At 65.5% G+C, this 24171-nt stretch carries 26 protein-coding genes, 1 pseudogene and 1 riboswitch; of the genes and pseudogenes, 5 read left to right on the top strand and 22 right to left on the bottom strand.

Translation table 11 applies throughout. From position 1 onward, the window contains the following. Window positions 1–4: 4 nt before the first annotated feature. The 5 genes from ACSQ1X_RS00485 to ACSQ1X_RS00465 form a co-directional block, all read right to left on the bottom strand. A complete protein-coding gene (locus tag ACSQ1X_RS00485; RefSeq protein ID WP_055802466.1) occupies window positions 5–583 on the bottom strand; it encodes a histidine phosphatase family protein in 579 nt (192 codons plus the stop codon). Between the two features lie 127 nt (window positions 584–710). Continuing rightward, on the bottom strand, window positions 711–3128 hold the full coding sequence (gene ppsA, locus ACSQ1X_RS00480) for a phosphoenolpyruvate synthase (RefSeq protein WP_436056246.1): 2418 nt from the start codon (window positions 3126–3128) through the stop codon (window positions 711–713). A gap of 151 nt (window positions 3129–3279) precedes the next feature. Then, window positions 3280–4098 carry a pyruvate, water dikinase regulatory protein gene (locus ACSQ1X_RS00475; protein WP_028270233.1) on the bottom strand — a complete coding sequence of 273 codons (819 nt, stop codon included), beginning with the start codon at window positions 4096–4098 and terminating at the stop codon, window positions 3280–3282. Between the two features lie 141 nt (window positions 4099–4239). Further along, on the bottom strand, window positions 4240–4989 hold the full coding sequence (locus ACSQ1X_RS00470) for a lytic transglycosylase domain-containing protein (protein ID WP_436056245.1): 750 nt from the start codon (window positions 4987–4989) through the stop codon (window positions 4240–4242). A gap of 52 nt (window positions 4990–5041) precedes the next feature. Continuing rightward, complete coding sequence (locus ACSQ1X_RS00465; protein WP_028270230.1) at window positions 5042–5344, bottom strand: DUF4193 domain-containing protein; 303 nt, start codon at window positions 5342–5344, stop codon at window positions 5042–5044. Window positions 5345–5555: 211 nt separating this feature from the next. On the opposite strand from ACSQ1X_RS00465, the pseudogene ACSQ1X_RS00460 reads away from it, so the two are divergent. After that, window positions 5556–5921, top strand: a pseudogene (locus tag ACSQ1X_RS00460) (GAF domain-containing protein); the annotation flags it as partial. Window positions 5922–5935: 14 nt separating this feature from the next. Next, on the top strand, window positions 5936–6247 hold the full coding sequence (locus ACSQ1X_RS00455; RefSeq protein WP_436059382.1) for a hypothetical protein: 312 nt from the start codon (window positions 5936–5938) through the stop codon (window positions 6245–6247). Between the two features lie 26 nt (window positions 6248–6273). Here ACSQ1X_RS00455 and ACSQ1X_RS00450 read toward each other — a convergent pair whose 3' ends face one another. The 14 genes from ACSQ1X_RS00450 to ACSQ1X_RS00385 all read right to left on the bottom strand — a co-directional run bounded on the left by ACSQ1X_RS00450 (window position 6274) and on the right by ACSQ1X_RS00385 (window position 20332). After that, entirely contained in the window at window positions 6274–6549 is a 276-nt protein-coding gene (locus ACSQ1X_RS00450) for a hypothetical protein (RefSeq protein ID WP_055802143.1), read from the bottom strand. A 401-nt stretch (window positions 6550–6950) separates the two neighbouring features. Next, window positions 6951–7802 (bottom strand): formyltetrahydrofolate deformylase, encoded by an 852-nt coding sequence (gene purU / locus ACSQ1X_RS00445; protein ID WP_055802148.1) that lies wholly within the window; start codon window positions 7800–7802, stop codon window positions 6951–6953. Then, the gene (cycA, locus tag ACSQ1X_RS00440; RefSeq protein WP_055802151.1) at window positions 7799–9271 is read right to left on the bottom strand and encodes a D-serine/D-alanine/glycine transporter; all 1473 of its coding nucleotides are present in this window, start codon (window positions 9269–9271) and stop codon (window positions 7799–7801) included. Before cycA ends, purU begins: the two co-directional genes overlap by 4 nt. Then, window positions 9261–10097, bottom strand: coding sequence for a methylenetetrahydrofolate reductase (locus ACSQ1X_RS00435; RefSeq protein WP_436056244.1), 837 nt, complete (start codon window positions 10095–10097; stop codon window positions 9261–9263). The genes cycA and ACSQ1X_RS00435 overlap by 11 nt, the downstream gene beginning before the upstream one ends. Window positions 10098–10137: 40 nt before the next feature. After that, window positions 10138–11145, bottom strand: coding sequence for a lipoyl synthase (gene lipA, locus ACSQ1X_RS00430; protein ID WP_436056243.1), 1008 nt, complete (start codon window positions 11143–11145; stop codon window positions 10138–10140). Between the two features lie 39 nt (window positions 11146–11184). Then, entirely contained in the window at window positions 11185–12597 is a 1413-nt protein-coding gene (locus tag ACSQ1X_RS00425) for an L-serine ammonia-lyase (protein ID WP_436056242.1), read from the bottom strand. A 251-nt stretch (window positions 12598–12848) separates the two neighbouring features. Beyond that, window positions 12849–12946: riboswitch (glycine riboswitch) on the bottom strand. Window positions 12947–13028: 82 nt separating this feature from the next. Continuing rightward, entirely contained in the window at window positions 13029–14027 is a 999-nt protein-coding gene (locus ACSQ1X_RS00420; protein WP_436056241.1) for an Lrp/AsnC family transcriptional regulator, read from the bottom strand. A 100-nt stretch (window positions 14028–14127) separates the two neighbouring features. Continuing rightward, window positions 14128–15375 (bottom strand): amidohydrolase, encoded by a 1248-nt coding sequence (locus tag ACSQ1X_RS00415; RefSeq protein ID WP_436056240.1) that lies wholly within the window; start codon window positions 15373–15375, stop codon window positions 14128–14130. A 14-nt stretch (window positions 15376–15389) separates the two neighbouring features. Beyond that, a complete protein-coding gene (locus ACSQ1X_RS00410) occupies window positions 15390–16154 on the bottom strand; it encodes a hypothetical protein (RefSeq protein ID WP_436056239.1) in 765 nt (254 codons plus the stop codon). A 22-nt stretch (window positions 16155–16176) separates the two neighbouring features. Continuing rightward, the gene (locus tag ACSQ1X_RS00405; RefSeq protein WP_436056238.1) at window positions 16177–16914 is read right to left on the bottom strand and encodes a DUF5058 family protein; all 738 of its coding nucleotides are present in this window, start codon (window positions 16912–16914) and stop codon (window positions 16177–16179) included. Window positions 16915–17143: 229 nt separating this feature from the next. Then, window positions 17144–17575 carry a DUF3592 domain-containing protein gene (locus tag ACSQ1X_RS00400; RefSeq protein WP_436056237.1) on the bottom strand — a complete coding sequence of 144 codons (432 nt, stop codon included), beginning with the start codon at window positions 17573–17575 and terminating at the stop codon, window positions 17144–17146. Window positions 17576–17577: 2 nt separating this feature from the next. Continuing rightward, a complete protein-coding gene (locus tag ACSQ1X_RS00395) occupies window positions 17578–18009 on the bottom strand; it encodes a DUF3592 domain-containing protein (RefSeq protein WP_436056236.1) in 432 nt (143 codons plus the stop codon). A 128-nt stretch (window positions 18010–18137) separates the two neighbouring features. Continuing rightward, window positions 18138–19157: a sugar phosphate isomerase/epimerase family protein gene (locus ACSQ1X_RS00390; RefSeq protein WP_436056235.1), complete on the bottom strand. Its 1020-nt coding sequence runs from the start codon at window positions 19155–19157 to the stop codon at window positions 18138–18140. Further along, complete coding sequence (locus ACSQ1X_RS00385) at window positions 19154–20332, bottom strand: Gfo/Idh/MocA family protein (protein ID WP_156372272.1); 1179 nt, start codon at window positions 20330–20332, stop codon at window positions 19154–19156. The genes ACSQ1X_RS00390 and ACSQ1X_RS00385 overlap by 4 nt, the downstream gene beginning before the upstream one ends. A 153-nt stretch (window positions 20333–20485) precedes the next feature. Between ACSQ1X_RS00385 and ACSQ1X_RS00380 the strand changes: the two genes are divergently transcribed. Further along, window positions 20486–21499, top strand: a complete 1014-nt coding sequence (locus ACSQ1X_RS00380; RefSeq protein WP_436056234.1) for a LacI family DNA-binding transcriptional regulator — start codon at window positions 20486–20488, stop codon at window positions 21497–21499. A 49-nt stretch (window positions 21500–21548) separates the two neighbouring features. After that, a complete protein-coding gene (locus ACSQ1X_RS00375) occupies window positions 21549–21884 on the top strand; it encodes a hypothetical protein (protein ID WP_055797544.1) in 336 nt (111 codons plus the stop codon). 20 nt (window positions 21885–21904) lie between these two features. Here the strand turns inward: ACSQ1X_RS00375 and ACSQ1X_RS00370 are convergent, their stop codons facing one another. Both ACSQ1X_RS00370 and ACSQ1X_RS00365 read right to left on the bottom strand, forming a co-directional pair. Then, window positions 21905–22228 (bottom strand): hypothetical protein, encoded by a 324-nt coding sequence (locus tag ACSQ1X_RS00370; RefSeq protein WP_436056233.1) that lies wholly within the window; start codon window positions 22226–22228, stop codon window positions 21905–21907. Window positions 22229–22256: 28 nt separating this feature from the next. Next, on the bottom strand, window positions 22257–23045 hold the full coding sequence (locus tag ACSQ1X_RS00365; protein ID WP_436056232.1) for a LysR family transcriptional regulator substrate-binding protein: 789 nt from the start codon (window positions 23043–23045) through the stop codon (window positions 22257–22259). 78 nt (window positions 23046–23123) lie between these two features. On the opposite strand from ACSQ1X_RS00365, the gene ACSQ1X_RS00360 reads away from it, so the two are divergent. Next, window positions 23124–23528, top strand: coding sequence for a DUF5997 family protein (locus ACSQ1X_RS00360; RefSeq protein WP_028272288.1), 405 nt, complete (start codon window positions 23124–23126; stop codon window positions 23526–23528). Window positions 23529–23607: 79 nt separating this feature from the next. Here the strand turns inward: ACSQ1X_RS00360 and ACSQ1X_RS00355 are convergent, their stop codons facing one another. Beyond that, window positions 23608–24087, bottom strand: coding sequence for a hypothetical protein (locus ACSQ1X_RS00355; protein ID WP_436056231.1), 480 nt, complete (start codon window positions 24085–24087; stop codon window positions 23608–23610). Between the last annotated feature and the right edge of the window lie 84 nt (window positions 24088–24171).

The following is a 24171-nucleotide window of genomic DNA, read 5'->3' as shown; positions in this document are numbered from 1 at the left end:
TGCGCTAGACGGCAGCGGCCACGCGTTCACCGTTGAAGTATTCGAGCTGCCAGCCGTCAACGGCATGGTGGTGCGCGAGGTTCAGCACGGCGTTGTCGACGCTTTGCAGGGTGCGGCCGATGGCGCGGCTGAGGCTCACACGGATGAGGGTGCCGTGGGCGACCACCAGGACGCGGCGGCCGCGGAACTCCTCGGCGAGGGTTTCCAGCGCGGCCAACCCGCGGGAGGCCGCCTCGTCCTCGCTTTCTGCGCCCCGGAAACCGCCGGGGATGCGCAGTGCGTCAAGCTCGGGCCCGGCCTGCAGGCCCTCGGCGGGCCCGAAGCTGCGCTCGGTGAGCTCCGGAATGTGCCGTGCAACGCTGAGGCCGAGCCCGTCGGCGATCAAGTTGGCCGTCTCCGCGGCACGGCCGAGCGGCGAGGACACAATCGCGTCCCACTCTTGGCCGGACAGGACGGCGACGGCGTCGCGCGCCTGGCTGCGGCCGACGTCGTTCAGCGGAATATCAGTGGATCCCTGCAGCCGGCGCTGCGCATTCCAGTCGGTCTGGCCATGGCGGACAAGGGCGAACGTCGTAAGGGTCATGCCTTCCATTCTGCCTTGGTAGCGGGTGGTGGCCGGAAATTGTGGCTACATGAAGCCGACGTCTGCCGGGTTAAGGAGAGTGCCCGCCAAGGGGTTCCCCGGGCGGGCACTCGTTTCACACAGAGAATCAGTTCGCGTCTCCGCCGACCGCCGCGACGACCTCTTCGCCGCGGGCTGCACCGGCGAGCCGGAGCCAGGTGTCCACCACGGTGTCGGGGTTCAGGGAAACGGAATCGATGCCTTCCCCGACCAGCCACTCGGCGAAGTCCGCGTGGTCGCTGGGCCCCTGGCCGCAGATGCCGACGTACTTCCCGCGAGCTTTGCACGCCTTGATGGCCATGCTGAGGAGCTTCTTGATGGCAGGGTCGCGTTCATCGAAGCCACCCGAGACGATCGCCGAATCCCGGTCCAGGCCCAGGCCCAGCTGGGTCATGTCATTGGAGCCGATGGAGAACCCGTCGAAGTGGTCCAGGAACTCGTCCGCAAGCAGCGCGTTGGACGGAATCTCGCACATCATGATCACCTCGAGGCCATTCTCGCCGCGGACCAGGCCGTTCTCCGCCAGCAGCTCGATGACGCCGCGGGCCTCGTCCAGGGTCCGCACGAACGGGATCATCAGCTTGACGTTGGTCAGCCCCATCTCGTTGCGGACGAAGGACAGGGCCTCGCACTCAAGGTCGAAGCAGTCCCGGAAGGACGGCTCCAGGTACCGCGAGGCCCCGCGGAAGCCGAGCATCGGGTTCTCCTCGTGCGGCTCGTAGGCCGGTCCGCCGATCAGGTTCGCGTACTCGTTGGACTTGAAGTCGGACATGCGCACAATCACGGGCTCAGGGGCGAAGGCCGCCGCGATGGTGGACACGCCCTCGGCCAGGCGCTTGATGTAGTAGTCGCGGGGGCTGCCGTATGCGGCGATCCGTTCCCGGATCTCCGCGGCGACGTCCGCCGGCTGCTCGTCCAGGTTCAGCAGTGCCTTGGGGTGGATGCCGATCTGGCGGTTGATGATGAATTCGAGCCGGGCCAGGCCCACGCCGTGGTTGGGCAGCTGCGCGAAGGTGAACGCCTGCTCCGGGGTTCCGACATTCATCATGACCTTGACCGGGGCCTCGGGCAGCTGGGTGATCTCGGTTTCCTCGACGCTGAAGTCCAGGAGCCCTTCGTAGATCACGCCGGTCTCGCCGTCGGCGCAGGAAACGGTCACCTCAAGGCCGTCGGAGAGGGCGTCCGTGGCGCCCCCGGTACCGACGACGGCGGGAATCCCCAGTTCCCGGGCAATGATGGCCGCGTGGCAGGTGCGTCCGCCGCGGTTCGTCACGATGGCGGAGGCACGCTTCATGATCGGTTCCCAGTCCGGGTCGGTCATGTCGGCGACGAGGACATCTCCGGTCTTGAAGGCGGCCATCTGGTCGATCGAGCTGAGAATGCGGACGGTGCCGGCGCCGATGCGCTGGCCGATGGCGCGGCCTTCGACGAGCACCCGGCCGGTCCCGTTGAGGCGGAAACGGCTCAGGCTGCCGGAGGCGCGGCGGGACTGCACGGTCTCCGGGCGCGCCTGCAGGATGTACAGTCCGCCGTCGATCCCGTCCTTGCCCCATTCGATGTCCATGGGGCGGCCGTAGTGGTTCTCGATGGCGACGGCGTGACGGGCGAGCTGCTCGACGTCGTCGTCCGTGAGGCTGAAGCGGTTCCGCAACGAGGCCTCAACCGGAACAAAATCGATGGTGTGGCCCACTTCGCGGTTGCTCGTGTAGGTCATCTGGAGCGCCTTCTCACCCAGTCCGCGCTTGAGGATCGCCGGGCGGCCGGCCTGCAGGGCGGGCTTGTAGACGTAGAACTCATCCGGGTTGACGGCGCCCTGGACCACGGCCTCGCCGAGGCCGTAAGAGGACGTGACGAACACGGCGTCGTTGAATCCTGATTCGGTGTCCATGGTGAACATGACGCCGGAGGCCCCGACGTCGGAGCGCACCATCCGCTGGATGCCGGCCGAAAGCGCCACCTCGGCGTGCTCGAACTTGTGGTGCACGCGGTAGGCGATGGCCCGGTCGTTGTAGAGGGACGCGAACACATCCTTGATGGCGAGCAGGATGTTCTCGATGCCGCGGACGTTCAGGAAGGTTTCCTGCTGCCCGGCGAAGGAAGCGTCCGGAAGGTCTTCGGCCGTTGCACTGGACCGGACAGCCCAGGAGAGGTCCTCGGATCCCCCGTGCTTGTCCACCAACTGCTGGTAGGACTCCCTGATCTGCGCTTCGAAGTCCGGCAGGAACGGCGTCTCGCGCATGAGGGTACGGATTTCCTGACCGGCCGAGGCGAGGGCTGTCACGTCGTCGGTGTCCAGGCCGATGAGCCGGTCGGCGATCTTCTCGTCCAGGCCGGAGTCTGCAAGGAAGGTGCGGTACGCGTCCGCAGTCGTGGCGAAACCGTCCGGGACCTGGACGCCGGCCGAGGTCAGGTTCTGCACCATCTCACCGAGGGACGCGTTCTTTCCGCCCACCCGGTCCAGGTCCTTGAGTCCGAGTTCTGAGAACCACAGGATGTCTGTCGTCATAGTTGCTGCTCCTTTGCAGATGATGGCATGCAGATGTGCCGCCCCGCTCGCGGCGATAGCCGTTTGGTGGGCGCGAATCCTGTCCACAGTGACAGGTCTCGGGCGCTCTTTCCACATGATGTGCGCCACACTCGGATTGTGAAAAATTTCCCTAATGCTTGAGGTTCATGCGCTGCAGGATTGTCGCAGCCATTTCCTCCACGGACACCGTTGCTGAATTCAGGTACGGAATCCGGTGGGAGACGTACAGCTGCTCGGCGCTGCGGAGCTCGAATCCGCACTGCCGAAGCGACGCGTAGGGTGAACCGCGGCGCCGTTCGGTGCGGATCTGACTCAGGCGCAGGGGGTTGGAGGAGAGGCCGAAACATTTCTCAACGAAAGGCCGCAGCGGTTTGGGGAGCCCTTCGCGTTCGAAGTCCTCGTCCACCAGCGGGAAGTTCGCGGCGAAAATTCCGTGTTGCAACGCCAGGTACATGGTGGTGGGAGTTTTTCCGCAGCGGGACGGCGCCACCAGGATGACCTGGGCCTTTTCCAGCGCACGCAGGCTCTGTCCGTCGTCGTGTTCCATGGCGTACTCGACGGCGGCCATCCTGGATTGGTACCGCTCCGCGTTGCCCAGGCCATGCGCCCTGCCGGGCTCACCGCTGGCCGGCGAGCCGAGGGCCTGCTCCAGCTGTCCGACGTGCGTCCCGATGAGATCCACGATGATCCCCTTGCACGTGGCCAGGGTCTGGCGGATGTCGCTGCTGACTGCTGTGGAGAAGACGATCGGCCGCAGACCGCTGGCGGCCAGTTTGTCGATAGTGCCGACGACGGTCCTGGCCTGTTCGACGGTGGTGATGAAGGGGACCGTGATGCGGTCAAAGTGATTCGCGGGAAACTGTGTCAACAAGGTGTTGCCGAGCGTTTCCGCGGTGATGCCGGTGCTGTCCGAAAGAAAATAGACAGGCCGCAGATCGTCATTGGTCATGAACGTATTCTGCCCCAGGGCCGGGCTCCGTCCGGAATCGACGGGACGGGCGGTCTGGTCCGGTACGAGAAGCTGCAGCCTTTCGAGGCTGCCAGGCGTCACACTGCTCCGGGCACTGATCACGAAGCCACGCCCTCGAACCTACCCGGCAGCCCTGGCTTCAACCGCGTATGCATTAGCCTGCTCGCGCACCTGACGCACGTAGGAATCGGACTGGTTGTAGGAAAGCACGGCGTCGGTCCATCCCCGCGCGGTGGTGAGGTCGCGGCCGCCCCCGCACAGGTACGAGGCGGCGCTGAGCGCGGCGTCGTCGATGTTCAGCGGGTCGGCGTATCCGTCGCCATTCCCGTCCCGCCCTGCCAGCTCCCACGTGGAGGGGATGAACTGCATGGGTCCGACGGCGCGGTCCCAGAGGGCGTCGCCGTCGAGGACGCCGTCGTCCGTGTCCGGGATGGCGGCGAAACTGCCGCCGTCGAGACTGGGCCCGATGATTTGTCCGCTCACCTGCCCGGTGCCCGACAAACTTCCGCCGCCGTGGCTGCCGTGCGCCGACTCAACGAAGCCGACGGCCGCCACGGTATTCCACCCGATCCGGCATGCCGGTGCGGCCGTGTTGGCGAGCTCCGCTGCCATTGCATAGGCCTGGAGCGCCCGGGCTGGTATGCCGGTGTCCGCCGCGGTCCGGTCAAGCCATTCCGCGTCCATCGTGCTGTCAGTGATGTCCACTGCACGGGCGCCGGACAGTGTCGCAAGCTTCGCGCCTGATTGGGGCGGAGCCGCCAGGTCCCCAAACCCTGCCGCACCGGGTGCGCGGAGCACCCAGAAAAGGAGTCCGGTGATGACACAGATCGCGAATAGGCAGAAGACCGCAAGGCGTTTCAGGCGAAGCATGGACTAGCCGGGCAGGCCAATGCCTCGACAAACACCACATGCCCGCATCGAGTCAGCCTTCACACTCAATACAGTACGCGTGGCCGTCCTTTTCTCGGGCGATCTGTGAACGGTGCCGCACCAGGAAGCAGGAGTAGCAGGTGAACTCGTCCCGTGCCTGCGGCACCACCTGAACCACCAGCTCCTCGGCCACAAACTCGCCACCGGGAACAATGGAATCGTCCAGTGCATCTGCTTCGTCCAGGTCGCGGACAACGCTGCGGGCATCAGGGGCGTTCGCCGACTGCAGCGCTTCCAGGGAGCTGTCCTGCGATTCCTTGACGTCGGAACGTACTTCGTCGTAATCAGTTGCCACTTGGGGGTTCTCGTTTCAGGTGTATTTGTTGGCCGGAAGAAACTTACACCATCTCCCCGTAAAGTCACCCGGTCTCCGACCCTCCACCGGGCTGAAGGCAGTTCCGGTGAACCGGATTGTGGCCAGAGCGGGGCGGATTTCGCGGTACGGTCCTATGCTTTTCCTACAGGGTTTTGCAGGAAGCCGCAACGTCTTAATTTGAGCGTGCAACATGGCCGAAGCTACGAACAGCGGACCGGAACCACCGGTTGCCTTCCCGTCCGCGGTCCTGGAGATTCCCGACGTACAAGCCTTCCTCGGCGATGCAGCGGAAGAACTCGAAGGGGGCGGGGGCGCTGCCCGGGGCTTCCTTTGGGCCATCACGCGTGTGGGACCTGGCGAAGTCCGGAATTGGACCGCGGGCTCGCTCAAGGGGCGGCAGGTCGACGGACTTCAAAGCTCGTTCGCGGACGGTCCTGCCCGGGCCGCGGTGGCGAGCGGCGAATTCGTCCACATCCCCGACGCCGCTGCAGACCGCCGATGGCCCGGGTATTCCGCCGCCATTGCCGGTCAGGGCATCGGATCGGTGCTGTCCGTGCCCATGATCGATGAGTGGGAGATCAACGCCGCCCTGACGCTGTACGCACCGGACCCGACGCCTTCACCAGCGACGACGTCATCCGGGCCGTTGCATGCGCGCGGCGGTTGTCCAAGGTGTGCCATTTGCTGTTGGAGCTGGCGCGGAAGGCACGGACCGCCAACACGCTGCCGCTTTCTCCCCTGACCGAACTGGCGGTGGAATCCTTGATCCGCGAATACGGCCTCACTGAGGAGTCAGCCATACAGTACCTGCAGGCAGTGGCACGTGATCTTGCGTTCATGTCCCCAACGGCTCCCGACGCCGGCACCACTAGCGCCGCCTGACAAGCAGGCCGGGGCTCGGGTGTCCCTTACCGCTCGATGCAGACGGTCAGATCCAGGTGGATGTCATTGGCGGCCGCGAGGCGGTCCTGGAGATAAAGGGCCAGGCTCGCGTCGGTGGCGGTGTGAACGCTGTTGGGCACGGCGCCCCGCAAAAGCGCCTGCGTGTTGGTGGACTTGACCATGTCCAGCGGCGCCCAGCCGCGGTGGCTGGAGGTGAGGCGCTCGATGTCCGTGCGGAAGGAGCGCTGGTGGTCCTCACGGACGGTGGCGCGAACAGTGAACGGGATAAAGGTAGTAGGCAAGGAGGTCCTCTCAAAGGGCAACCGGTGGTCAGCGCCCGGTTATTACAAGGCTCCCAAGGGTCCCTGTTATTCCCCTGCCGCCGTCAAGGAGTCCGAGGTCACGCCCGGAAGTTCCTCCCGGATTAGGCCTAAAGCCCCTCGTGGGTCCTGCCGCCCTGCGGGTAGGTTGATTGCAGCCACGGGCCGTCCAGGCACAGCGGAGTGACTGCGGCCGTGGCAGGCGGTCCCGCCGATGTTCATGGGTGCCATCGGCGACCGTCGCCTTCCGGATGATGAGTTGCCCCGCCACAGGGGCGGGGTAACTCGTCCGGGGGCTTGTAAGCAACCATTTGTAGAGTTCGACGCCGGCGGGCCACCTTTGTCAGGTGACCCGCCGGCGTCGTACTTCCCAGGAAACGGCGCTACCGCAAGATCACGGTGCGGTTGCCCAGCAGCATTATCCTGCCCTCGCAGTGCCAGCGCACGGCGTTGCGGAGGGCGGCGCATTCGGCGTCCCGGCCAACGGCCACCAGGTCGTCGGCGGTGTAGGTGTGGTCCACGTCAATGACCTGCTGTGAAATGATCGGGCCCTCATCGAGTTCCGCGTTGACGTAATGGGCCGTCGCGCCCACGGTCTTAACCCCGCGGTCGTAAGCCTGGTGGTACGGCTTCGCACCCTTGAAGCTGGGCAGGAACGAGTGGTGGATATTGATCGTCCGGCCGGCCAGCTTGGCCGAGAGTTCATCGCTGAGGACCTGCATGTAGCGGGCGAGCACCACGAGCTCCACATCGAACTCGTCGACCAGTTCCAGAAGCCGTGCCTCTGCTTCCGGCTTGGTGTCCTTCGTGACCGGGAGGTGGAAGAACGGGATGCCGTGCCACCGGACCAGGTCCTCCTGCTCGCGGTGGTTGGAGACCACCGCGACGATCTCCACCGGAATATCCCCCGTGCGGGCACGGAACAGCAGGTCATTGAGGCAGTGGCCCATTTTGGACACCATCACCAGGACACGGCGCTTGCGGCCATGCGGCTCCAGCTGCCAGTTCATCTGCCACTTCTCCGCCAGGGACGTGAAATCCTGGCGAAGTTCCTCGGTGCTGGAGGAATCCTGCCCCGAATCGAAGTGCACGCGCATAAAGAAGTGCCCTTGCCCGCGGTCCCCGTACTGCTTGTTGTCGATGATGTCGCAGCCGTGGTCCAGGAGGAATCCCGAAATCGCGTGGACAATGCCCGGCGACTCGGCACAGTCCAGGGTCAGCACATGCTCGCTCATTTCCTGACGTCCCCGAGTTCCCGCTCAACGGCTGCTCCGGGCTCCATGTCCTGGCTGAGTTCAGCCTGGAACGTCGCATAACGGGCCAGGTGCGCGGGCCGGCGGCGCAGCACCAACCAGGCGGCACCGAGAAGGATGAACCACACCGGCGTCACCAGGAGCGCCAGCAGGGTGTCCGGCTGCGTGGTCAGTGCCCACAGGACGAACGCGAAGAAGGCGAAGACCACCCAGACCATGGGGATGCCTCCGGGCATCCGGTACTTGGATGCCTCATGCAGCTGCGGGCGGCGCCGGCGGAATGCCAGGTAGCTGGCCAGGATGATGGACCACACAAAAACGAAGCAGACGGCGGAGACGGTGGTCACCATGTCGAATGCCTTGCCGATGTCCGAGCCCGCATACATCAGGATGACGCCGGAGAGCAGCAGGACGCAGGAGAGGAACAGCGCATTCTGCGGGACCTTGCGGCGGGACAGGCGGCTGAATACAGACGGCGCGTCACCTTCCTGGGCAAGGCCGTAGACCATGCGCGAGGTGGAGTAGATGCCGGAGTTGGCCGAGGACATCGCCGAGCTGAGCACCACCAGGTTCACCACGGTGGCCGCGGCACCGAGGCCGGCCAGGGAAAACATGGCGATGAACGGGCTGTGGCCGGCCTGGAACTGCGTCCACGGGGTGACGGACATCAGGATGATGAGCGCGCCAACATAGAAGAGCAGTACGCGGATGGGAATGGAGTTGATGGCCTTGGGCAGGTTCTTCTCCGGGTCCTTGGCCTCGGCGGCTGTGGTGCCCACCAGTTCAATGCCGACAAAGGCGAAGACTGCGATCTGGAAGCCGGCCACAAAGCCCATGAACTCGTTCGGGAAGAAACCGCCGTGGCTCCACAGGTTCGTGAAGGTGGCCGGGCCGGCGTCGGACTGGAAGCCGGTGAAAATCATGAACAGGCCCACGATGATAAGCGCCGCGATGGCGATGATCTTGATCAGCGCGAACCAGAACTCCGTCTCGCCGAACGCCTTCACCGTGGTGAGGTTCAGGAGCAGGAGGATAGCCACGGTGGCCAGGCCCGGGATCCACAGCGGGAGCCCCGGCCAGAGTTCCTTCGAGTAGCCGGCTATGGCGATCACGTCCGCGATTCCGGTGATCACCCAGCAGAACCAGTAGGTCCAGCCCGTGAAGAAACCGGCCCACGGCCCCAGCAGGTCAGCCGCGAAGTCGCTGAAGGATTTGTAGTTCAGGTTGGACAGCAGGAGTTCGCCCATGGCCCGCATGACGAAGAACAGCATGAAGCCGATGATCATGTAGACGAAGATGACGGACGGGCCGGCCGCCGAAATGGTTTTACCGGAGCCCATGAAGAGGCCGGTTCCGATGGCGCCGCCAATGGCAATCAGCTGGATGTGCCGGTTGCTGAGCTGCCTTTCAAGATGCGGCTCCTGGTGGGACGTCAGGGTCTTAGTTGTCACGTGCTGCTCCTCGAATCAATGCTGGCTGGAGTGCCGTTGGGGAAGACGCGGGGCCCACTTCGTCGGGGACCGCATCGAGGTTGTTAAAGCTGTAGAGGTGGATGCCGGCGATGTTCCCGGGCAGGCTTCCCAGCCCGTCCACCAGGTTCTGCGGCGAGTAACGGTCACCGCTGAGGAGCTTGCGCGCAAGCGGACCTTTGCGGCTGAGGAACTTCAGGGAACTTCCGACGCCGATCTGCGTCGCCAAGGAGACAAGCTTGGTCCGCGGAACGTTGCCGGCCACGCCGGCCCAGACGGGCAGCTGCACTCCTTCGCGGCGCAGCAGCGCCACGTAGTCGAGGATTTTCGGTGCGTCGAAGCACATCTGCGTGACCACGTGCGACGCCACATGCTGCTTGGCCAGCAGGGCGTCCAGCAGGTTCACGGGCCCAATCGAGGGGTGGCCCTCCGGGTAGCCGGCAACTCCTGCCCGCATCATGCCGCCCGTGTATTGCGCGATGTCTTCAAGCAGCGGGAGGGCTGACCCGTACGGGCCGGCCGGCTGCTTCCGGTCGCCGCCGATGACGAACACTTCGCCGATGCCGGCGACATTGCAGTCGCGGAGGATTCCGGTGAGCTGGGACCGGTCATGCAGGCTCCGCGCCGCGAGATGCGGAACCACGGAGTAACCGAGCACGCTCAGCTGCAAAGCGGTGCGCATGGTCCGTTCGATGCCGTGGTGCGGCAGGCACGTCACGGTAAGCGTTGTGGTCAAAGGCACGTGGGCGCTGACCCGATCAACGATTCCCTCTGACGGGATGATCTCGATCCTGGTAGGGAACATCATCGGTCCTCTCTCAATGTCACGTCTGAATATCACGGTGGTCCTAGTGGTGTGCCGCGATGAGGGAGCTGGCTTCTTGGCGGGTGCGGCCGGAGGACTCGATGTGCGCGAGTTCGGCCGGGATTTCCCAGCCTTTCTTGCGCATTGCGGTGGCCCAGAGCCGGCCGGCACGGTACGAGGAACGGACCAGCGGGCCGGACATGACGCCGAGGAAGCCGATCTCCTCGGCCTCGGTGGCGAGGTCGACGAATTCCTGCGGCTTGACCCAGCGGTCCACCGGCAGGTGGCGTTCGGACGGGCGCAGGTACTGGGTGATGGTGATCAGGTCACAGCCGGCCTCGTGCAGGTCCCGCAGGGCCTCGGAGATTTCCTCGCGGGTCTCGCCCATGCCCAGGATCAGGTTGGACTTGGTGACCATGCCCAGGTTCCGGCCCTGGGTGATGACATCCAGGGACCGGTCGTAGCGGAACGCGGGGCGGATGCGCTTGAAGATCCGCGGCACGGTCTCGACGTTGTGCGCGAAGACCTCCGGTTTGGAGTCGCAGATCGCCGCGATGTGCTCGGGTTTGCCGGAGAAGTCCGGGATCAGCAGTTCGACGCCGGTGCCCGGGTTCAGTTCGTGGATCTTGCGGACCGTTTCGGCGTAGAGCCAGACGCCCTCGTCGGCGAGGTCGTCCCTGGCCACCCCGGTCACCGTGGCGTAGCGCAGCGCCATGGCCTGGACCGAGCGGGCCACCTTGGTGGGTTCGAACATGTCCACCGGGGAGGGCTTGCCGGTGTCGATCTGGCAGAAATCACAGCGCCGGGTGCACTCTGAACCGCCGATCAGGAACGTGGCTTCCTTGTCTTCCCAGCACTCGAAGATGTTCGGGCAGCCGGCCTCCTCACACACGGTGTGCAGGCCTTCCTTCTTCACCAGGTTCTTGAGCTGGACGAACTCCGGGCCCATCTGGACCTTGGCCTTGATCCACTCCGGCTTACGCTCCACCGGGGTGGCCGCGTTGCGCTGCTCGATACGCAGCATCTTCCGGCCTTCTGGTGCCAGTGTCATTGTTCTCTTTCCTTCAGCATTCGGCTTCAGCATTCAGCGTCAGCATTCGACGACGTTGACGGCGAGGCCGCCCATCGCGGTTTCCTTGTATTTGGAGGACATGTCCTTGCCGGTCTCGCGCATGGTCACGATCACCTCGTCCAGGGACACCCGGTGCGTCCCGTCGCCCCAGAGCGCCATCTTCGCGGCGTTGATCGCCTTCGCGGCCGCGATCGCGTTCCGCTCAATGCACGGGATCTGCACCAAACCGCCGATCGGATCACACGTCAGCCCCAGGTTGTGCTCCATCGCGATCTCCGCCGCGTTCTCCACCTGCGCCGGAGTGCCGCCCATCACCTCCGCCAGGCCCGCAGCGGCCATCGAGGACGCCGAGCCCACCTCGCCCTGGCAGCCCACCTCCGCACCGGAAATCGAGGCCTGCTCCTTGTACAGCACCCCGACCGCGGCCGCGGCCAGCAGGAACTTCACCACCACATCATCCCGGTCCGCCTGCGTGGCCCGATCCATGCCCGGCGCGAAATGCAGCGCGTAATACAGCACCGCCGGGATGATCCCGGCCGCCCCGTTCGTCGGCGCCGTCACCACCCTCCCGCCCGAGGCGTTCTCCTCATTCACCGCCAGCGCGATCAGGTTCACCCACTCCTGCCAGTACTTCGGATCCCGGTACTCCGGATCATGATCCCGGGTCTCCTTCAGCAACCGCTCATGCCAGTCCGGGGCCCGGCGGCGGACCTTCAACCCGCCCGGCAGCAGCCCCTCACGCTTCAAGGACACCGCCACGCACTCCTCCATCACCGCATAGATGTGCAGCAGGCCCGCCCGGATCTCCTCCTCCGACCGGGACGCGCGTTCGTTCACGAACATGATCTCCCCGATCGACAGGCCCTTGGACTGGCACCGGCCCAGCAGCTCCGCCGCAGTACGGAACGGCAACGGCAGTTCCTTCCTGGACTCCTCCAGCTCCTGCTGCGCCGCGTCCTCCCCGCCCTCACGGACAATGAAACCGCCGCCCACCGAGAAAAACGTCGCCGCATGCAGCACCTCACCGGCGCCGTCCGAGACCGTAAACGTCATCCCGTTCGTGTGCCGCGGCAGGACCGTCAACGGCCGCAACACCATGTCCTTCACCCCATACGGGAGCTGCACCGACCCGGCCAGCTGCAGCTTCCCGGACTCCGCGATCGCCGCCAGCCGCTCCTCCACCTCCGCCGGCAGGATCTTCTCCGGATGAAAACCCTCCAACCCCAGCAGGATCGCCGTCATCGTCCCATGACCGTGACCAGTCGCCGCGAGCGACCCATACAGATCCACCCGCAACCCCGCCACCCTCTCAAGGTCACCGGACGCCCGCAACTCCTCCGCGAACACCGCCGCAGCACGCATCGGACCCACCGTATGCGAACTCGACGGCCCAATCCCGATGGAAAAAAGATCAAAGACACCAACAGCCATGGCCGGCGCTCCCTAGTAGCTCACGCGCGGCAGGGCACGGCGGCGCGGACCAGGATGGCGGCCTGCAAACGTGGATGAGGACGGCTGAATCGTCACGAGGAACTCCATAATTCAGGTGGCGCAGGGCGCCACGATGATTCGGGTTCCTCCCCGCTCTGTATTTGACCTGAGAGTTTCCGCGGACCCTGCTGTTACAGCGTGCCGCTTGCACCGTCGGTGAGCCCGGGGACCGGACTACTTTCCAGAGTTGCCTCGCCGCGGCGGTACGTGGGCCTGAGAGATTCCTGGGGAGGATTTGCTCCTACGGCGCCTGCTGAACGTACCGGCAGGACTCTCCCGCCGCAGATCAAAAGCATGTGTCACTTGTCGGTGACACGGCTCACACTTTACTCCGTTGCCGCGATGCCACGCAACAGAGCCACTTCACACGGTCACACTTCCCGTGCCGGCCGCTCCGGAATACCGTCCCGGTACATCACGGTGCTGCGTTTGAAGATCTCGGCATAGACGGAGGACCGGACGGACGTCACCGTCTCCATCTGCCGGAGATCGTCGAGCAGCAGCCGCAGTTCGTCCAGACCGGGCAGAGCCACCTGGGCCAGCACGTCCTCGCCGGAGGCGGCGGCCCAGCGGGTCACCGGAAGGCCGGCCAGGTGCTTCCCCGGCGACTCGGCCGCCTTACCGGAACGGGTCACGGTGATGAGGGACTCCACAGGGAATCCGAGCACTGCGGGATCCACCACAGCCCTGATGAACAGGGCACCGGAGTTGGTCATGGCTTCAAGGCGGCGGCTGACGGTTGCCTTGGAGACCGACAATTCGGTGGCCAGCTCATCCACGGTGGCCCGGCCGTTGCGATGGAGGAGCTCTGCCAGCGCACGGTTCGTTTCATCAAGTGCCTCACCGGGCTGGCCGGTGCGGATTCCGGCCAGCCGGCCGTCCTCGTCGCGGTGGAGCGCGGCGTACTGTTTTTTGTCCAGTACGTCCGGGGTCCAGCCGCTGGGGGTACGGAAATACTCCAGGAGGGGTGTCATGGAGAAGGACTGCACACCGTCCACCCCGGACAAGCGCCGGTAGAGAAGCCCGCCAAGTTCGTCCGGGGAAAGGAACAGCTCTGCCACGGCCTCGTTCGTGCCGGACAGTGCCGTGACCCACGACGACTCTTCCTGCTCCGCCAGCCACGTGCAGACCCCGCGAAGATTGCGCGGTGCCGCCGTCACGCGCAGCAGGAAGGCCGACCGCGAACTGACCGACGACGGGTTGATAAACGAGTTTGTGCGCACCACCCCGGACTCGAGGAGCTTGTTTCCGCGGCGTGCCACGGTGCGTTCCTGCTGCCCCAGGACGTCGGCGATCAGGCGCCAGGGAGCACGCCCGTTCCGGACCAGCGCGGCCACGATCTGCCGGTCCAGGGCGTCAAGCTGCTCCACGTCCCGGCTCCTTTCAGTGCGGCTGCGAAAGTACGATGCCGGCGGGCTGCTTCCGCTGAACGGAACCGGGACGGCGGACCCGCCGCCGCCCCCGGTCGTGTCAGTTCCGGCCCAGATAGGCTAGCACTCCGGAGAGCGCGGCACCTGTTCCCCCGACGACGGCGGCGCGGGCGTCCGGCGCGAACTGCGGCGAGTGGTTCCCGGCGGGTGTTGCGCCCTCCTCGAAGAGCTCGGGATCGAAGGCGCCAAACGCCCAGAACACGCCCGGTACGCCGATCGCGTCGCTGAGCCATCCGGCGTCCTCGGACCCCATGCCGAGCGGTGAGTCGATCAGCGCATCAGCGCCGAAGTCCGCCGTGAACGCTGCCGTCACGCGGTCGGCGGACGCAGGATCGTTGTAGCAGCGGGGGAAGCTGTTCAGTTCGACGATGGTGGGTTCCGGCGCCGCCGAGGCCTCGGCTTCGGCCGAGATGATCCGCCGGATGGCGGCGAGCACGGTGGCGCGTGTGTCCTCATCAGGCGTCCGGACGTTGACCGAGAACTCGGCGGAGTCCGGAATGATGTTCTCCTTCAGGCCCGCATGGAAGGTTCCCACGGTGACTACCGCCGGCGTCGAGGGTGCCAGCTCGCGGGAGACGATGGTCTGCAGGCGAAGCACCATGGCGGCGGCGGCCACGATCGGGTCGATTGACTTCTCGGGCTGCGAGCCGTGGGCCTGCTTGCCGTGGACGGTGATCTTCCACGAATCGGCCAGGCTGGCCATGTGCCCGCCCCGGATCATGAGTTTTCCCTGGCTGACCGGCATGACGTGCTGGGCCAGCACCACGTCGGGCTTGGGTGCCCGGTCCCACAGGCCGTCGTCGACCATCGCTTTGGCGCCATAAGCCGTCTCTTCGCCCGGCTGGAAGATGAGCACCAGGGTTCCGGCCCACAGCTCGCTGCGGTCCGTGAGCAGCGACGCCAGCGCCAGCGCGGCGGCAATGTGGGTGTCGTGCCCGCAGCCGTGCATCACTGGAGCGATGGCCCCGTCCGGCAGGGTGCCGGTGGCCTCGCTGGCGTAGTCAAGGCCCGTCTGTTCAGCGATGGGCAGGCCGTCGGTGTCGGCGCGGAAGCCGATGACCGGCCCGTCGCCGTTCTTCAGGATGCCAACCACGCCGGTCCCGCCGCAGCGGAAGGATTCGATGCCGAGGCCGGCAAGGTGTTGTTCAATGTACTCCGCGGTCTCGAATTCCTGCGCCGAGAGTTCCGGGTGGGCATGCAGGTGCTTGTAGACGCCGACGTACTCCTCCACAAAGTCTTCGGGAACTTCGACGGCGGGGGTCAGGCGTACGCCTGTGGTGGTAGTCATTGCTGGCTTCCCTTTCAGTGGGTGGGTTCGGAAATTCGGGTGGCCTGCGCGCTTTCGCCGGCGGCCGGTTCTACCGGAGCCTGCGGGGCTTTGGAGCGTGCAAACCAGGAGGCTGCGATGGTGATGATGACAGCCAGGGCGGTGGCAAAGTGCGTCAGCCCCGGAGCCAGCGGCACCACCACGAAAACGATGACGGCGGCCACAATGACAGCCACCATCGTGGTGCGGCGGCTCTTCATTGCCAGCACGCTCTGCAGCACCACGGCGCCGAAAATCGCGGGCAGGATGTAGCTGCGGGCCGTGGCGATGAGTGGCGCGGGGAGCATGCCCACGAGCCAGGTGCCCAGCACGCCAACAAAGAGGATGAGCGTGGTGATGTGGACCAGTACCGCGCCGATGATGGCGCTGCCGGCGATGAGTTCCGCCCGGCGGGTGCCCGGCTTCTCCCCCAGATTGGCCTGCGCCACGATGGCCGCCGGCAACAGTTTGTTGGCAATGTTGCCGATCAGGAAGGCCTGGTACATGGCTGACCGTCCCAGGATGGGGAAGTAGGACACCGGCTCGATCACGGCGATGATGCCGAAGGTGGCCAGGACTGCCCCGACGGCGGTGACCAGCTCCAGGGGCGTCACCCCCATGCCTGCGCCGAAGGCGGCGTACAGGGCCGCGGCAAGGGAGATCAGCAGCCCGAGCCCCAGGGTGATGGGACCCCAAATCGACGTGGTGCGGTCAAAGGCTGAAAACCGTGCGGATGTTTCGGTGGAAGTCGTGGTGGACATCAGTATGGCTCCTGTCGGGGTTTCAGGCTGCTGCGGTCATGAGGAAGGCGGCTGAGAGTGCCACGATGATGGACATTCCCAGTCCCCATTCGCGCAGCCACGGAAGCCGGAGCTTATGGGCAAGCAGGAGGCACACTCCCATTGCTGCCGCGGAGGCGAGCATGGTGACGAGGTGGACGGGAGACTTGAGTACTTCCTGGAAGGCGAGGGTGAAGAAGGCGCCCAGCAGCGCCGCCGTCGGGACAATGGCCATCACTGCGGGGTTCACCTTGCGGAGCTTGGCGTCGCCTTTGCTGAGGATGGGTGTCAGGATCAGCGCAGTCAGCATCCACGCGAGCCCGCCGATGGTCATGGCGGCGAAGGCGAGGGCGAAGATCTTCTGGGTGTACGTTGGTCCGCCCAGTTGCGCGCCCTGCGTGCCTGCCGAAATGCCGGCTGCCGCAACGTCGAAGGCAGCCGAGCCCACCAGGCCGATGCGTGTCAGGACCGCGGGGGTTCCGAACAGCGGGAGGAGGGATATGGCGATGAGGGCAACGGCAAGGGATGGGCCGATGGCCGCCACGGCACCGGAGCGGACAGAGCTGCTGACCTGTGCCGGCGTGAGCTCAGCGGCCGGTGCCGCTTTCCGGATGGCCTTGAAGTAGATCACCGACTGGAGGATGACGACGGCGAAAACGCCTACCGCGGACGCCCACAGCACGGGGTGGTGGATCAAAGGGGTGATGTCTGTGGAACCGGGATCGACAGCTGCGACAACCACGTTTACTCCTCTGGAAACTGAGGGGACACTCCTTGTTGGGTGTCCGAAATTAATACTTCATGAACTCCTTGTGCCTGTTTGTTTCATTTTTACAGCACGAGTTGTCCATAAGTACACAGTTTTCAGATTTCCGACAGATCACGAAAATGAAGCATTGGTGTAAATTTCCCCGCCATGGGAACCGCTGGGACGACGGGGGGCCTGAGCGAATAGGGAGTACGCCGGAAGGCTAGAGAAACACCGCTGCGAACATTGCCGTTCCGCCGGCGCCGAAGATGGCGAGGATGAGGCCTACCGAGAGGCTGCCCCTGGAGATGACAAAGACGGGCCGCGTCGATTCGGCCGGGTTCGCCGGGTTGTAGAGCACCGGAATGCGGGTGCCGATGATTTCCTGCTCAGGGCCGTAGACGTCCGACTGGCCAAGCCACCTCAGGCCATGGGAATCCTGGAACTCGTAGGACGGGGCAAAGCGGTTCAGGCCGTTGCTCGCGGGGCCGTCCACGCCGCGCAGGTTCCCGGTCACCAGTGCCTGCGCCGGCACCCAGCCGCGAAGCGCGTACCGCCGCCGGAATGACCCCGCCAGGGAAACCGCGATGACTATCAGGCCCGCCACCAGGAACAGCGCGGGCACGGCCAGGAACAGCGCCACTATGGAGTCCATGCTCAGCCCGCCGGGAGGATGCTGATGAAGAGGAGCGCGCCCGCGGCAATCGCAGCGAAGAACGGGATCATGCAGCCGATCACCGTGCTGTCCTGGGATGAAACCTGGAATGACTGGTTGGGGTTGATGGGGTTATACATCACTTCCACCGGCGAACCCGGGGCGGGCTGGCTGGCGTAAGAGACCTCGGATTCGCCGGCAAACAGTGTCCCGTAAGGATCCGCAAACTGGTAGGTGGGGTAGAAGCGCCGGTTGCGGCTGCCGCCGCCTCCCCCATTGGTCCAACCGGCCACGCTTCCGGTGACGACAGCCTGGACCCGCGGCCAGCTGGCCGTGAGTTGTTCGCGGCGCTTGGTCTTGCGCCAAACGCGGACAATCGAAAAAATCACGCCGGCAACAAACAGCGCCCAAATGATGTACAGCGCGATCTTCACGTGTCCCCCCAGGTTCCAGTCACCAAGAAGTATGCCATTGCCCGGCGGCCTGTCGTTCGGCCGGCCGCCGGGCGATGGCGTACGCGGTGCGGGCGTACGCAGTGCTGGCTTACATACCGATGGTGGAACTAGGACGTCAGGTGAAGCGACGACGTCAGTGCTGCGTCGGCGTCCCGCAGGACCTTGGCCGCCACCTGGAGGCCCTCGATCCGGCCCAGGGAGGTGTCCTCGTGCTCGATGTTGACCAGCATGTTGGGGTCCACCTCGTACAGTGCGCGCAGGAACTCGGTCCAGTAGGCGGTGTCGTGCCCGCGGCCGAGTGCCACGAAGTCCCAGGCGGAGTTCTTCGGCCATTCGTTGGCCCACTCGTCGCCGCCCAGGTTGGTGCGGTTTTCCTCCGGCGAGAGCCGGCGGAAGCTGTTGTCCAGGACGCCGTAGAGCGCGGCGTTTGCAGTGTTGACGCGGACATCCTTCGCGGCGGCCTGGAAGACCAGAGGACCGAGTTCGCGGACCACGGCCACCGGATCCATCTGCTGCCAGAACAGGTGCGAGGCATCCAGTTCGACGCCCACGTGGGTGGCGCCGGTGAGTTCAATGAGCTTGCGGACGTCAGCGGTGTTGAACACGATGTTCTGCGGGTGGAGTTCAAGGGCCACCTTGACGCCGTGGTCGGCGGCGAGGCGGTCGGTTTCCTTCCAGAAATCGGCCGCGATGCCCCACTGGTAATCGAGCACGTCCAAGGCGGCCGAGTTCCAGGCGTTGACCACCCAGTTGACCGTGGTGGCTCCCGGCTCGCCGCCGGGCAGGCCGGACATGGTCACCACGCGGTCCTGTCCCAGCCGGCTTGCCAGCCGGATGGAGCGGCGGATGTCCTCGGCGTGCTTCTCCCCGATTTCCCGCTTGGGGTGCAGCGGGTTGCCGTTGCAGTTCAGCCCGGCAATCGAGACGCCGGTTCCCTCGAAGATCGCCAGGTAGTCGTCGCGGGCCGCGTCACTTTCCAGGATCTGGTCCATGGAGGGAACGTGGACGGCCGGAAGGAACCCGCCCGTGTTGATCTCGATGCCCGTCAGGCCGAGGTCGGCAATGACTTTCAGGGCTTCGGGAAGCGGGCGGTCGTGCAGGATCGCGTTGTAGACGCCGAGTTTCATAGCGTGACCTTCTGTCCGTTGTTGAGCGCGGATTCGGCGACGGCGCCGAGCAGTTCCATGTTGCGGACGCCCTCATCGAAGGTGGCGCAGCGGGGCAGCGACTCGGCTTCACTGAGGCCGGCCACCTCCTCGAGGAACGCACGGGCCTGGTAGCCGAACGCGTCGTTCTGGCCGAAGCCGACTTCGGGGGCGTCCATGGCGAGGCCGCCGGCGATGTACGGATGGCCGGGGCCGAGGATCACCTGGCGGTAACCGTTCTCGTTGCCTGATCCGTCGTTGAGGAACAGCTGGATTTCGGCGGGCCGGCGCTGGTCGAACTTGGCGGCTCCGTTCTCGCAGAACACTTCGAAGTTGAGGCTGTTGGCGTGGCCGGCGGCCACACGGGAGACCTCGAAGCTGCCTGCGCCGTTTTCGAACTCCGCGGAGAAAGCGGCGTAGTCGTCGTTCTCCACCGCTTCGAAGGTGTCACTGACCGCAACGTGGTCGTGCCCCATAACGGCCGCGAGCGGCAGGGGCCGCTTGTCGATCACGGTGCTGAGGCGGCCGCCGCTGATGGACTTGATGTCGCCGCAGAGGAACTCGGAGACGTACGCCAGGTGGCTGCCGACGTCGGCCAGCGCACCGGAGCCGGGGCCGCCCTTGTAACGCCAGCTCATGGGAGCCGAGGGGCTGAATCCGTAGTCGGTCCAGTAGCGGCCGCTGAAGTGCAGCACCTTGCCCAGGACACCGGTCCGGATGAGGTCCCGGATGTAGGCGATGCCGGGAGTGCGGCGGAAGGTGAAGCCAATACGGGCAATCGAGCTCGCGTTGCGGGCCGCATCGGCCATGGCGCGTGCGTCCTCCAGCGAGTCGCTCAGCGGCTTTTCACACAGTACGTGCTTTCCGGCGGCGAGCAGGCCTTCCACCACTTCGCGGTGGAGGGAGTTGGCGATGACCACGCTGACGACGTCGATGTCATCGGCTTCAGCGATTGCCTGCCATGAGGTGTCGTTGCGCTCGTAGCCAAAGCGGCGGGCGGCCAGCGAGCCGAATTCGGCGTTGACGTCGCCGATCGAGACCAGTCGGACCGGGGGAAGGACGGGGCTGTACAACGTAGAGGCGGTCCGGTAGGCAGCGGCGTGGGCCTTGCCGGCCATCCCTGCGCCAATAACGGCTACGCCGAGGCTTTCAGCCATTGATTTCTCCTTTGAAATGTGGGCAGGACGATCGCCTGTCCGGGAAAATTGTAGCGCTACAAAAATGTCCGCTGGAAAAAGCGTAGCTTTGTCTATATGTCCTGTCAATCATCGTGCAGCTATCCTCGATAGCGAGACACGAAAGGCCCTGCCATGACGCTGAACACTCCTCGAACCCGCCGGCCCACGATCTACGACGTCGCCAAGACCGCCGGCGTGTCGCCGTCGCTGGTGTCCCTGGTCCTGCAGAATCCTTCGCGGGTCAGCGACAAGCGCCGCGAGGCCGTGCTGGCAGCGATTGCGCAGCTCGGGTACCGGCCCAGCCGTGCCGCAACAGCCCTCGCGAGCAGCCAGACAAAGAGCATCGGGCTGGTGATCGACGACTTCCGGAACCCGTGGTTCGTCGATCTGTTGCGCGGCATGGAATCCGCGCTCTCGGTGCACGGCTACCAGGTCACGGTGGCGGACTCACAGCCCGGGCAGAACCGGATCAAGGAGGCGACCGACGGCCTACTGGCCCTGCACGTTGCAGGCCTCGTGATCGCCGCGGAACCCAGCGAGTCAATGCTCTCCGGCACCTGGGTTCCCACGGTCGTCGCGGGCTGGCGGAAAGGCGTCCCGGCCGGCGCCGACCTCATCACGAACGACGACGACGGCGGGGGCCGCCTGGCAGCCAGCCATCTGTTGGAGCTCGGCCATACCCGGATCGGCCACCTCACTGGCTCGGACGGGGCGGCCGCACACCGGCGTGAGGGCTACCGGAGCCGGATGGTTGAGGCCGGCCTTGGGGTTCGGATTGCCGGGGAATCCGGGGGAACGTCGGAAGAGGACGGCTACGCGGCGGCCTGCTGGCTGCTGGACCACCACCCCGACACCACGGCCATTTTCACGGCCAACGACACCATGGCACTGGGCGCGCTGGCAGCAGCGAAAACGCGGGGCCTTTCCGTGCCGGAAGACCTGTCGGTGATCGGCTACGACAACTCGCCGCTGGCGAAATCGCGGTATCTGGACATCACCACCGTGGACAACCGCAGCGACGTGGTCGGGGCTGACTCCGCACGCACGCTGCTGGCAAGGATCCAGGATCCCGCGCTGGAACCCGAACGCAAGCTGATCGAACCCGTCCTGGTGGTCCGTGGCACCACGGCCCGCATTTCCGGCTGACAACCACCGGGCCGGACCTGCGCCCGGCACCCCTTGCTACGCTGGAACCATGAAATCCCGCCTCGCCGCCCTGTCCGTTGCCGCCCTCATCGTTGCACTGACCGGTTGTGGCCAGGTCCAGGAGGCAGCCGAAAAGGCCGTGAGCGACGGCGCCTCCCAGGTAGCCACCGCTGCCGCGGACCAAGTCAAGGGCCAGGTGTGCGCCCTCGTGGAAGACGGTCTGGTCAGCGTCAAGGACAAGGAACTCCTGGGCGGCCTCGTGGCTGGCGCTGAGACGGCGGGCGTGCCTTCCGAGATCACCACTCCGCTGCGCCAGATCGCGGCATCGGGCGATCAGGTTCCGGCGGAATCCGTCACTGCCCTCAAGGATGCCTGCACCGCCTAGCCTTAGCGGCAGGTGCGTTATCACTGCACCGCCTGGACCTCGACCGTCTCAATGATCCGCGTGGACGGTTCACCGACCAGCGCAGGAGCAGTCACTCCGGTCTTCCAGGTGTCGGTCTGCAACCGGGCCAGAAAGTCCACGGCGGCCTCCTGCGTGTCGAAGTCCAACTCCAGCATCACGTAGTCTTCCTGGTCGAGCGGACGCGAAATCCGGTAGGACCGCACCCCCGACGCCAAGCGGTCCAGCGGGTCACTGTCGAAGGCCTTCCGCCACATGGCGAAGTCCCGGACCTGGTGTTCAATCTGCAGGGTGATCATGAAGGCTGCTCCCGTCGAAGGTTCCACACGCCCAACCATAGGCCCGGAATGCCGTTCAGCGCTTGCCTTTTTTCCGTGAACCTTTGCCCCGGCCCTTGTCCGGATTAGGAGCGTAGCGCTGGGCCACTTTGGGCTTCTTGACGCCGGTCCCCCGACGGTCAGGCTTCGGCTCCTTCTTGGGTGGCTCCACCTTCGCCGACGGCTGGCGGGAGCTCTGGGCGGTCCGGCCCCGGACAATGCCGATGAACTCCTCGATCACTTCACCAGTCGGCTGGTCCGCAGCGTCTGCCGCTGCCTCGCGGGTCGCCTCGTTGAGCCAGGCCAGCGCAATCTGGGTGGTGGGTGCGCCGGTGAGTTTCCGCGCCACCGTGTCCTTGACGTTGAAATGGCGGGCAACGGACATCGGAAGGATGGCGAGCCCCGCACCGGATGCCACCACCTGCAGGGCGGCTTCCGGGCCGCCGAGTTCCGCCACGTCCAGGAATGTTTCCGCGTCAAAATCCGCCAAGGCCACTTCTTCAAAGACCGAAATCTCGTGCCCCTTGGGAGCAACCACCACTGGCTGCTCCTCATAGAGGGGGATCACGTTCAAGCCTTCGCGCTCCACCGGGAGCCGGACGAAGCTGAGGTCCGCGGAACCGTCACGCAGGACCGAAAGCTGTGTGCCGTCGTCGGACATGAAGGAGTGCAGCGGAACGTCCGGCATCCGCTCTTCCCACCGCCGGATCCACTTCCCCGGCGTCACGCCGGCAACGTAGGCGAAGCGCAGCTCCCGCACTGCATCTTCGGCCGGGATGGCGGCGGTTTCGTCGGGGGTCTGGGGTGCTTCTTCTGCTGCGGACACATGTTCACAGTACCGCCCGGGCGGGTGCTGAGTTCAGTACCGGTGCCCACTCAGGCTCTGGCCGGATACCCTTGAAGCATGACCTCTGCAAACTCCCAGTCCATGAAGCCGGCCACCGTTGCCAAGAAGCTTGGCATCTACCTGCCCGCAACACCCCAGGAGTTCCAGGATTCGGTTATCACCCGCGCCGATTTCGCCGAGCTCCAGGCCAACCCGCCGGAGTGGCTGGCTGAACTCCGCCGCAACGGCCCGCACCCCCGCCCGGTGGTGGCGCAGAAGCTGAACGTTTCCATCAGCGGCCTGGCCCGCGGCGGCGTCGAGGAAGCACTCACGACGGCGGAAATCACCGCACTGCTCCAGGCTCCCCCGGCCTGGCTGGTCACCGAGCGCTCCACGCACGCCGCAGTCCGCGCCGAAGCACAGCGCGTCAAGGACGAGGCCGCCAAGAAGGATGCCAAGAAAGCCCGCGCCAAGGCGGAGTAGGCCGCTGAAATCCTAAGCTTGTCCGCGCATCCGCGCCGTGGCAGCCGGGATCCGCGGACAAGCTTCTGCACGAGCGTGTTTAGCGGACGGGGCGAAGGTCGTCCGGGTCCTCGCGGTGGAACATGCGCCGCGGCGCGACGCCTTCGAACAGCACCCACACGGTGGAGGCGTCGTCGGTCATGGAGTCAACAATGCCCGACGCCGTGACCCGGTTGCCCCGCACAACCGCCACCTTGTCTCCGGGGCGCAGCTCCGACCAGTCGGTCTCCGGCCGTGCGGATCCGGCCGGCACGTTGTCGGCCTGATGTCCGTGCGGAACCTGCGGTTCCGCGCCGAACAGCCAGGCGGACACGTCACTTCGCAGCACAAGGTGGGGACCGCCCGTTGCACTCACGCTTCCCGTGGGCACATAGTAGCCCCGGCCCGCGCCTGCCCCGCCGGCAGCCCTGTCCAGCGCGTCAACGAGGCGCCTGGTGAGGTGCCCCTGCGGACCAATCTCCCGGAGCTCGTCGAGCTCTTCCGGAGTGAGCCGTCCCAGCACAGCAGCAATGTCGGCCATGGTGGATCCCTTCTAGCGAATGGTGCCTGAAGGACCACGCTAGAACCCCGCCATTAACGGCGCATGAAATCCGGACGGCGAACA

It is taken from the genome of Arthrobacter sp. LjRoot78 (assembly GCF_964254335.1).
GTDB lineage: Bacteria > Actinomycetota > Actinomycetes > Actinomycetales > Micrococcaceae > Arthrobacter.
Note: the sequence above shows the minus strand (reverse complement) of the source record. Positions and strands in the feature narration are given on the sequence as shown.

Excerpts from the sequence above, each read along its gene's own strand:
- ACSQ1X_RS00485 (WP_055802466.1), bottom strand. The coding sequence starts at position 583 with ATGACCCTTACGACGTTCGCCCTTGTCCGCCATGGCCAGACCGACTGG.
- ppsA (WP_436056246.1), bottom strand. The coding sequence starts at position 3,128 with ATGACGACAGACATCCTGTGGTTCTCAGAACTCGGACTCAAGGACCTG.
- ACSQ1X_RS00475 (WP_028270233.1), bottom strand. The coding sequence starts at position 4,098 with ATGACCAATGACGATCTGCGGCCTGTCTATTTTCTTTCGGACAGCACC.
- ACSQ1X_RS00470 (WP_436056245.1), bottom strand. The coding sequence starts at position 4,989 with ATGCTTCGCCTGAAACGCCTTGCGGTCTTCTGCCTATTCGCGATCTGT.
- purU (WP_055802148.1), bottom strand. The coding sequence starts at position 7,802 with ATGAGCGAGCATGTGCTGACCCTGGACTGTGCCGAGTCGCCGGGCATT.
- ACSQ1X_RS00435 (WP_436056244.1), bottom strand. The coding sequence starts at position 10,097 with ATGATGTTCCCTACCAGGATCGAGATCATCCCGTCAGAGGGAATCGTT.
- lipA (WP_436056243.1), bottom strand. The coding sequence starts at position 11,145 with ATGACACTGGCACCAGAAGGCCGGAAGATGCTGCGTATCGAGCAGCGC.
- ACSQ1X_RS00425 (WP_436056242.1), bottom strand. The coding sequence starts at position 12,597 with ATGGCTGTTGGTGTCTTTGATCTTTTTTCCATCGGGATTGGGCCGTCG.
- ACSQ1X_RS00415 (WP_436056240.1), bottom strand. The coding sequence starts at position 15,375 with ATGACTACCACCACAGGCGTACGCCTGACCCCCGCCGTCGAAGTTCCC.
- ACSQ1X_RS00410 (WP_436056239.1), bottom strand. The coding sequence starts at position 16,154 with ATGTCCACCACGACTTCCACCGAAACATCCGCACGGTTTTCAGCCTTT.
- ACSQ1X_RS00400 (WP_436056237.1), bottom strand. The coding sequence starts at position 17,575 with ATGGACTCCATAGTGGCGCTGTTCCTGGCCGTGCCCGCGCTGTTCCTG.
- ACSQ1X_RS00390 (WP_436056235.1), bottom strand. The coding sequence starts at position 19,157 with ATGAAACTCGGCGTCTACAACGCGATCCTGCACGACCGCCCGCTTCCC.
- ACSQ1X_RS00385 (WP_156372272.1), bottom strand. The coding sequence starts at position 20,332 with ATGGCTGAAAGCCTCGGCGTAGCCGTTATTGGCGCAGGGATGGCCGGC.
- ACSQ1X_RS00380 (WP_436056234.1), top strand. The coding sequence starts at position 20,486 with ATGACGCTGAACACTCCTCGAACCCGCCGGCCCACGATCTACGACGTC.
- ACSQ1X_RS00375 (WP_055797544.1), top strand. The coding sequence starts at position 21,549 with ATGAAATCCCGCCTCGCCGCCCTGTCCGTTGCCGCCCTCATCGTTGCA.
- ACSQ1X_RS00360 (WP_028272288.1), top strand. The coding sequence starts at position 23,124 with ATGACCTCTGCAAACTCCCAGTCCATGAAGCCGGCCACCGTTGCCAAG.
- ACSQ1X_RS00355 (WP_436056231.1), bottom strand. The coding sequence starts at position 24,087 with ATGGCCGACATTGCTGCTGTGCTGGGACGGCTCACTCCGGAAGAGCTC.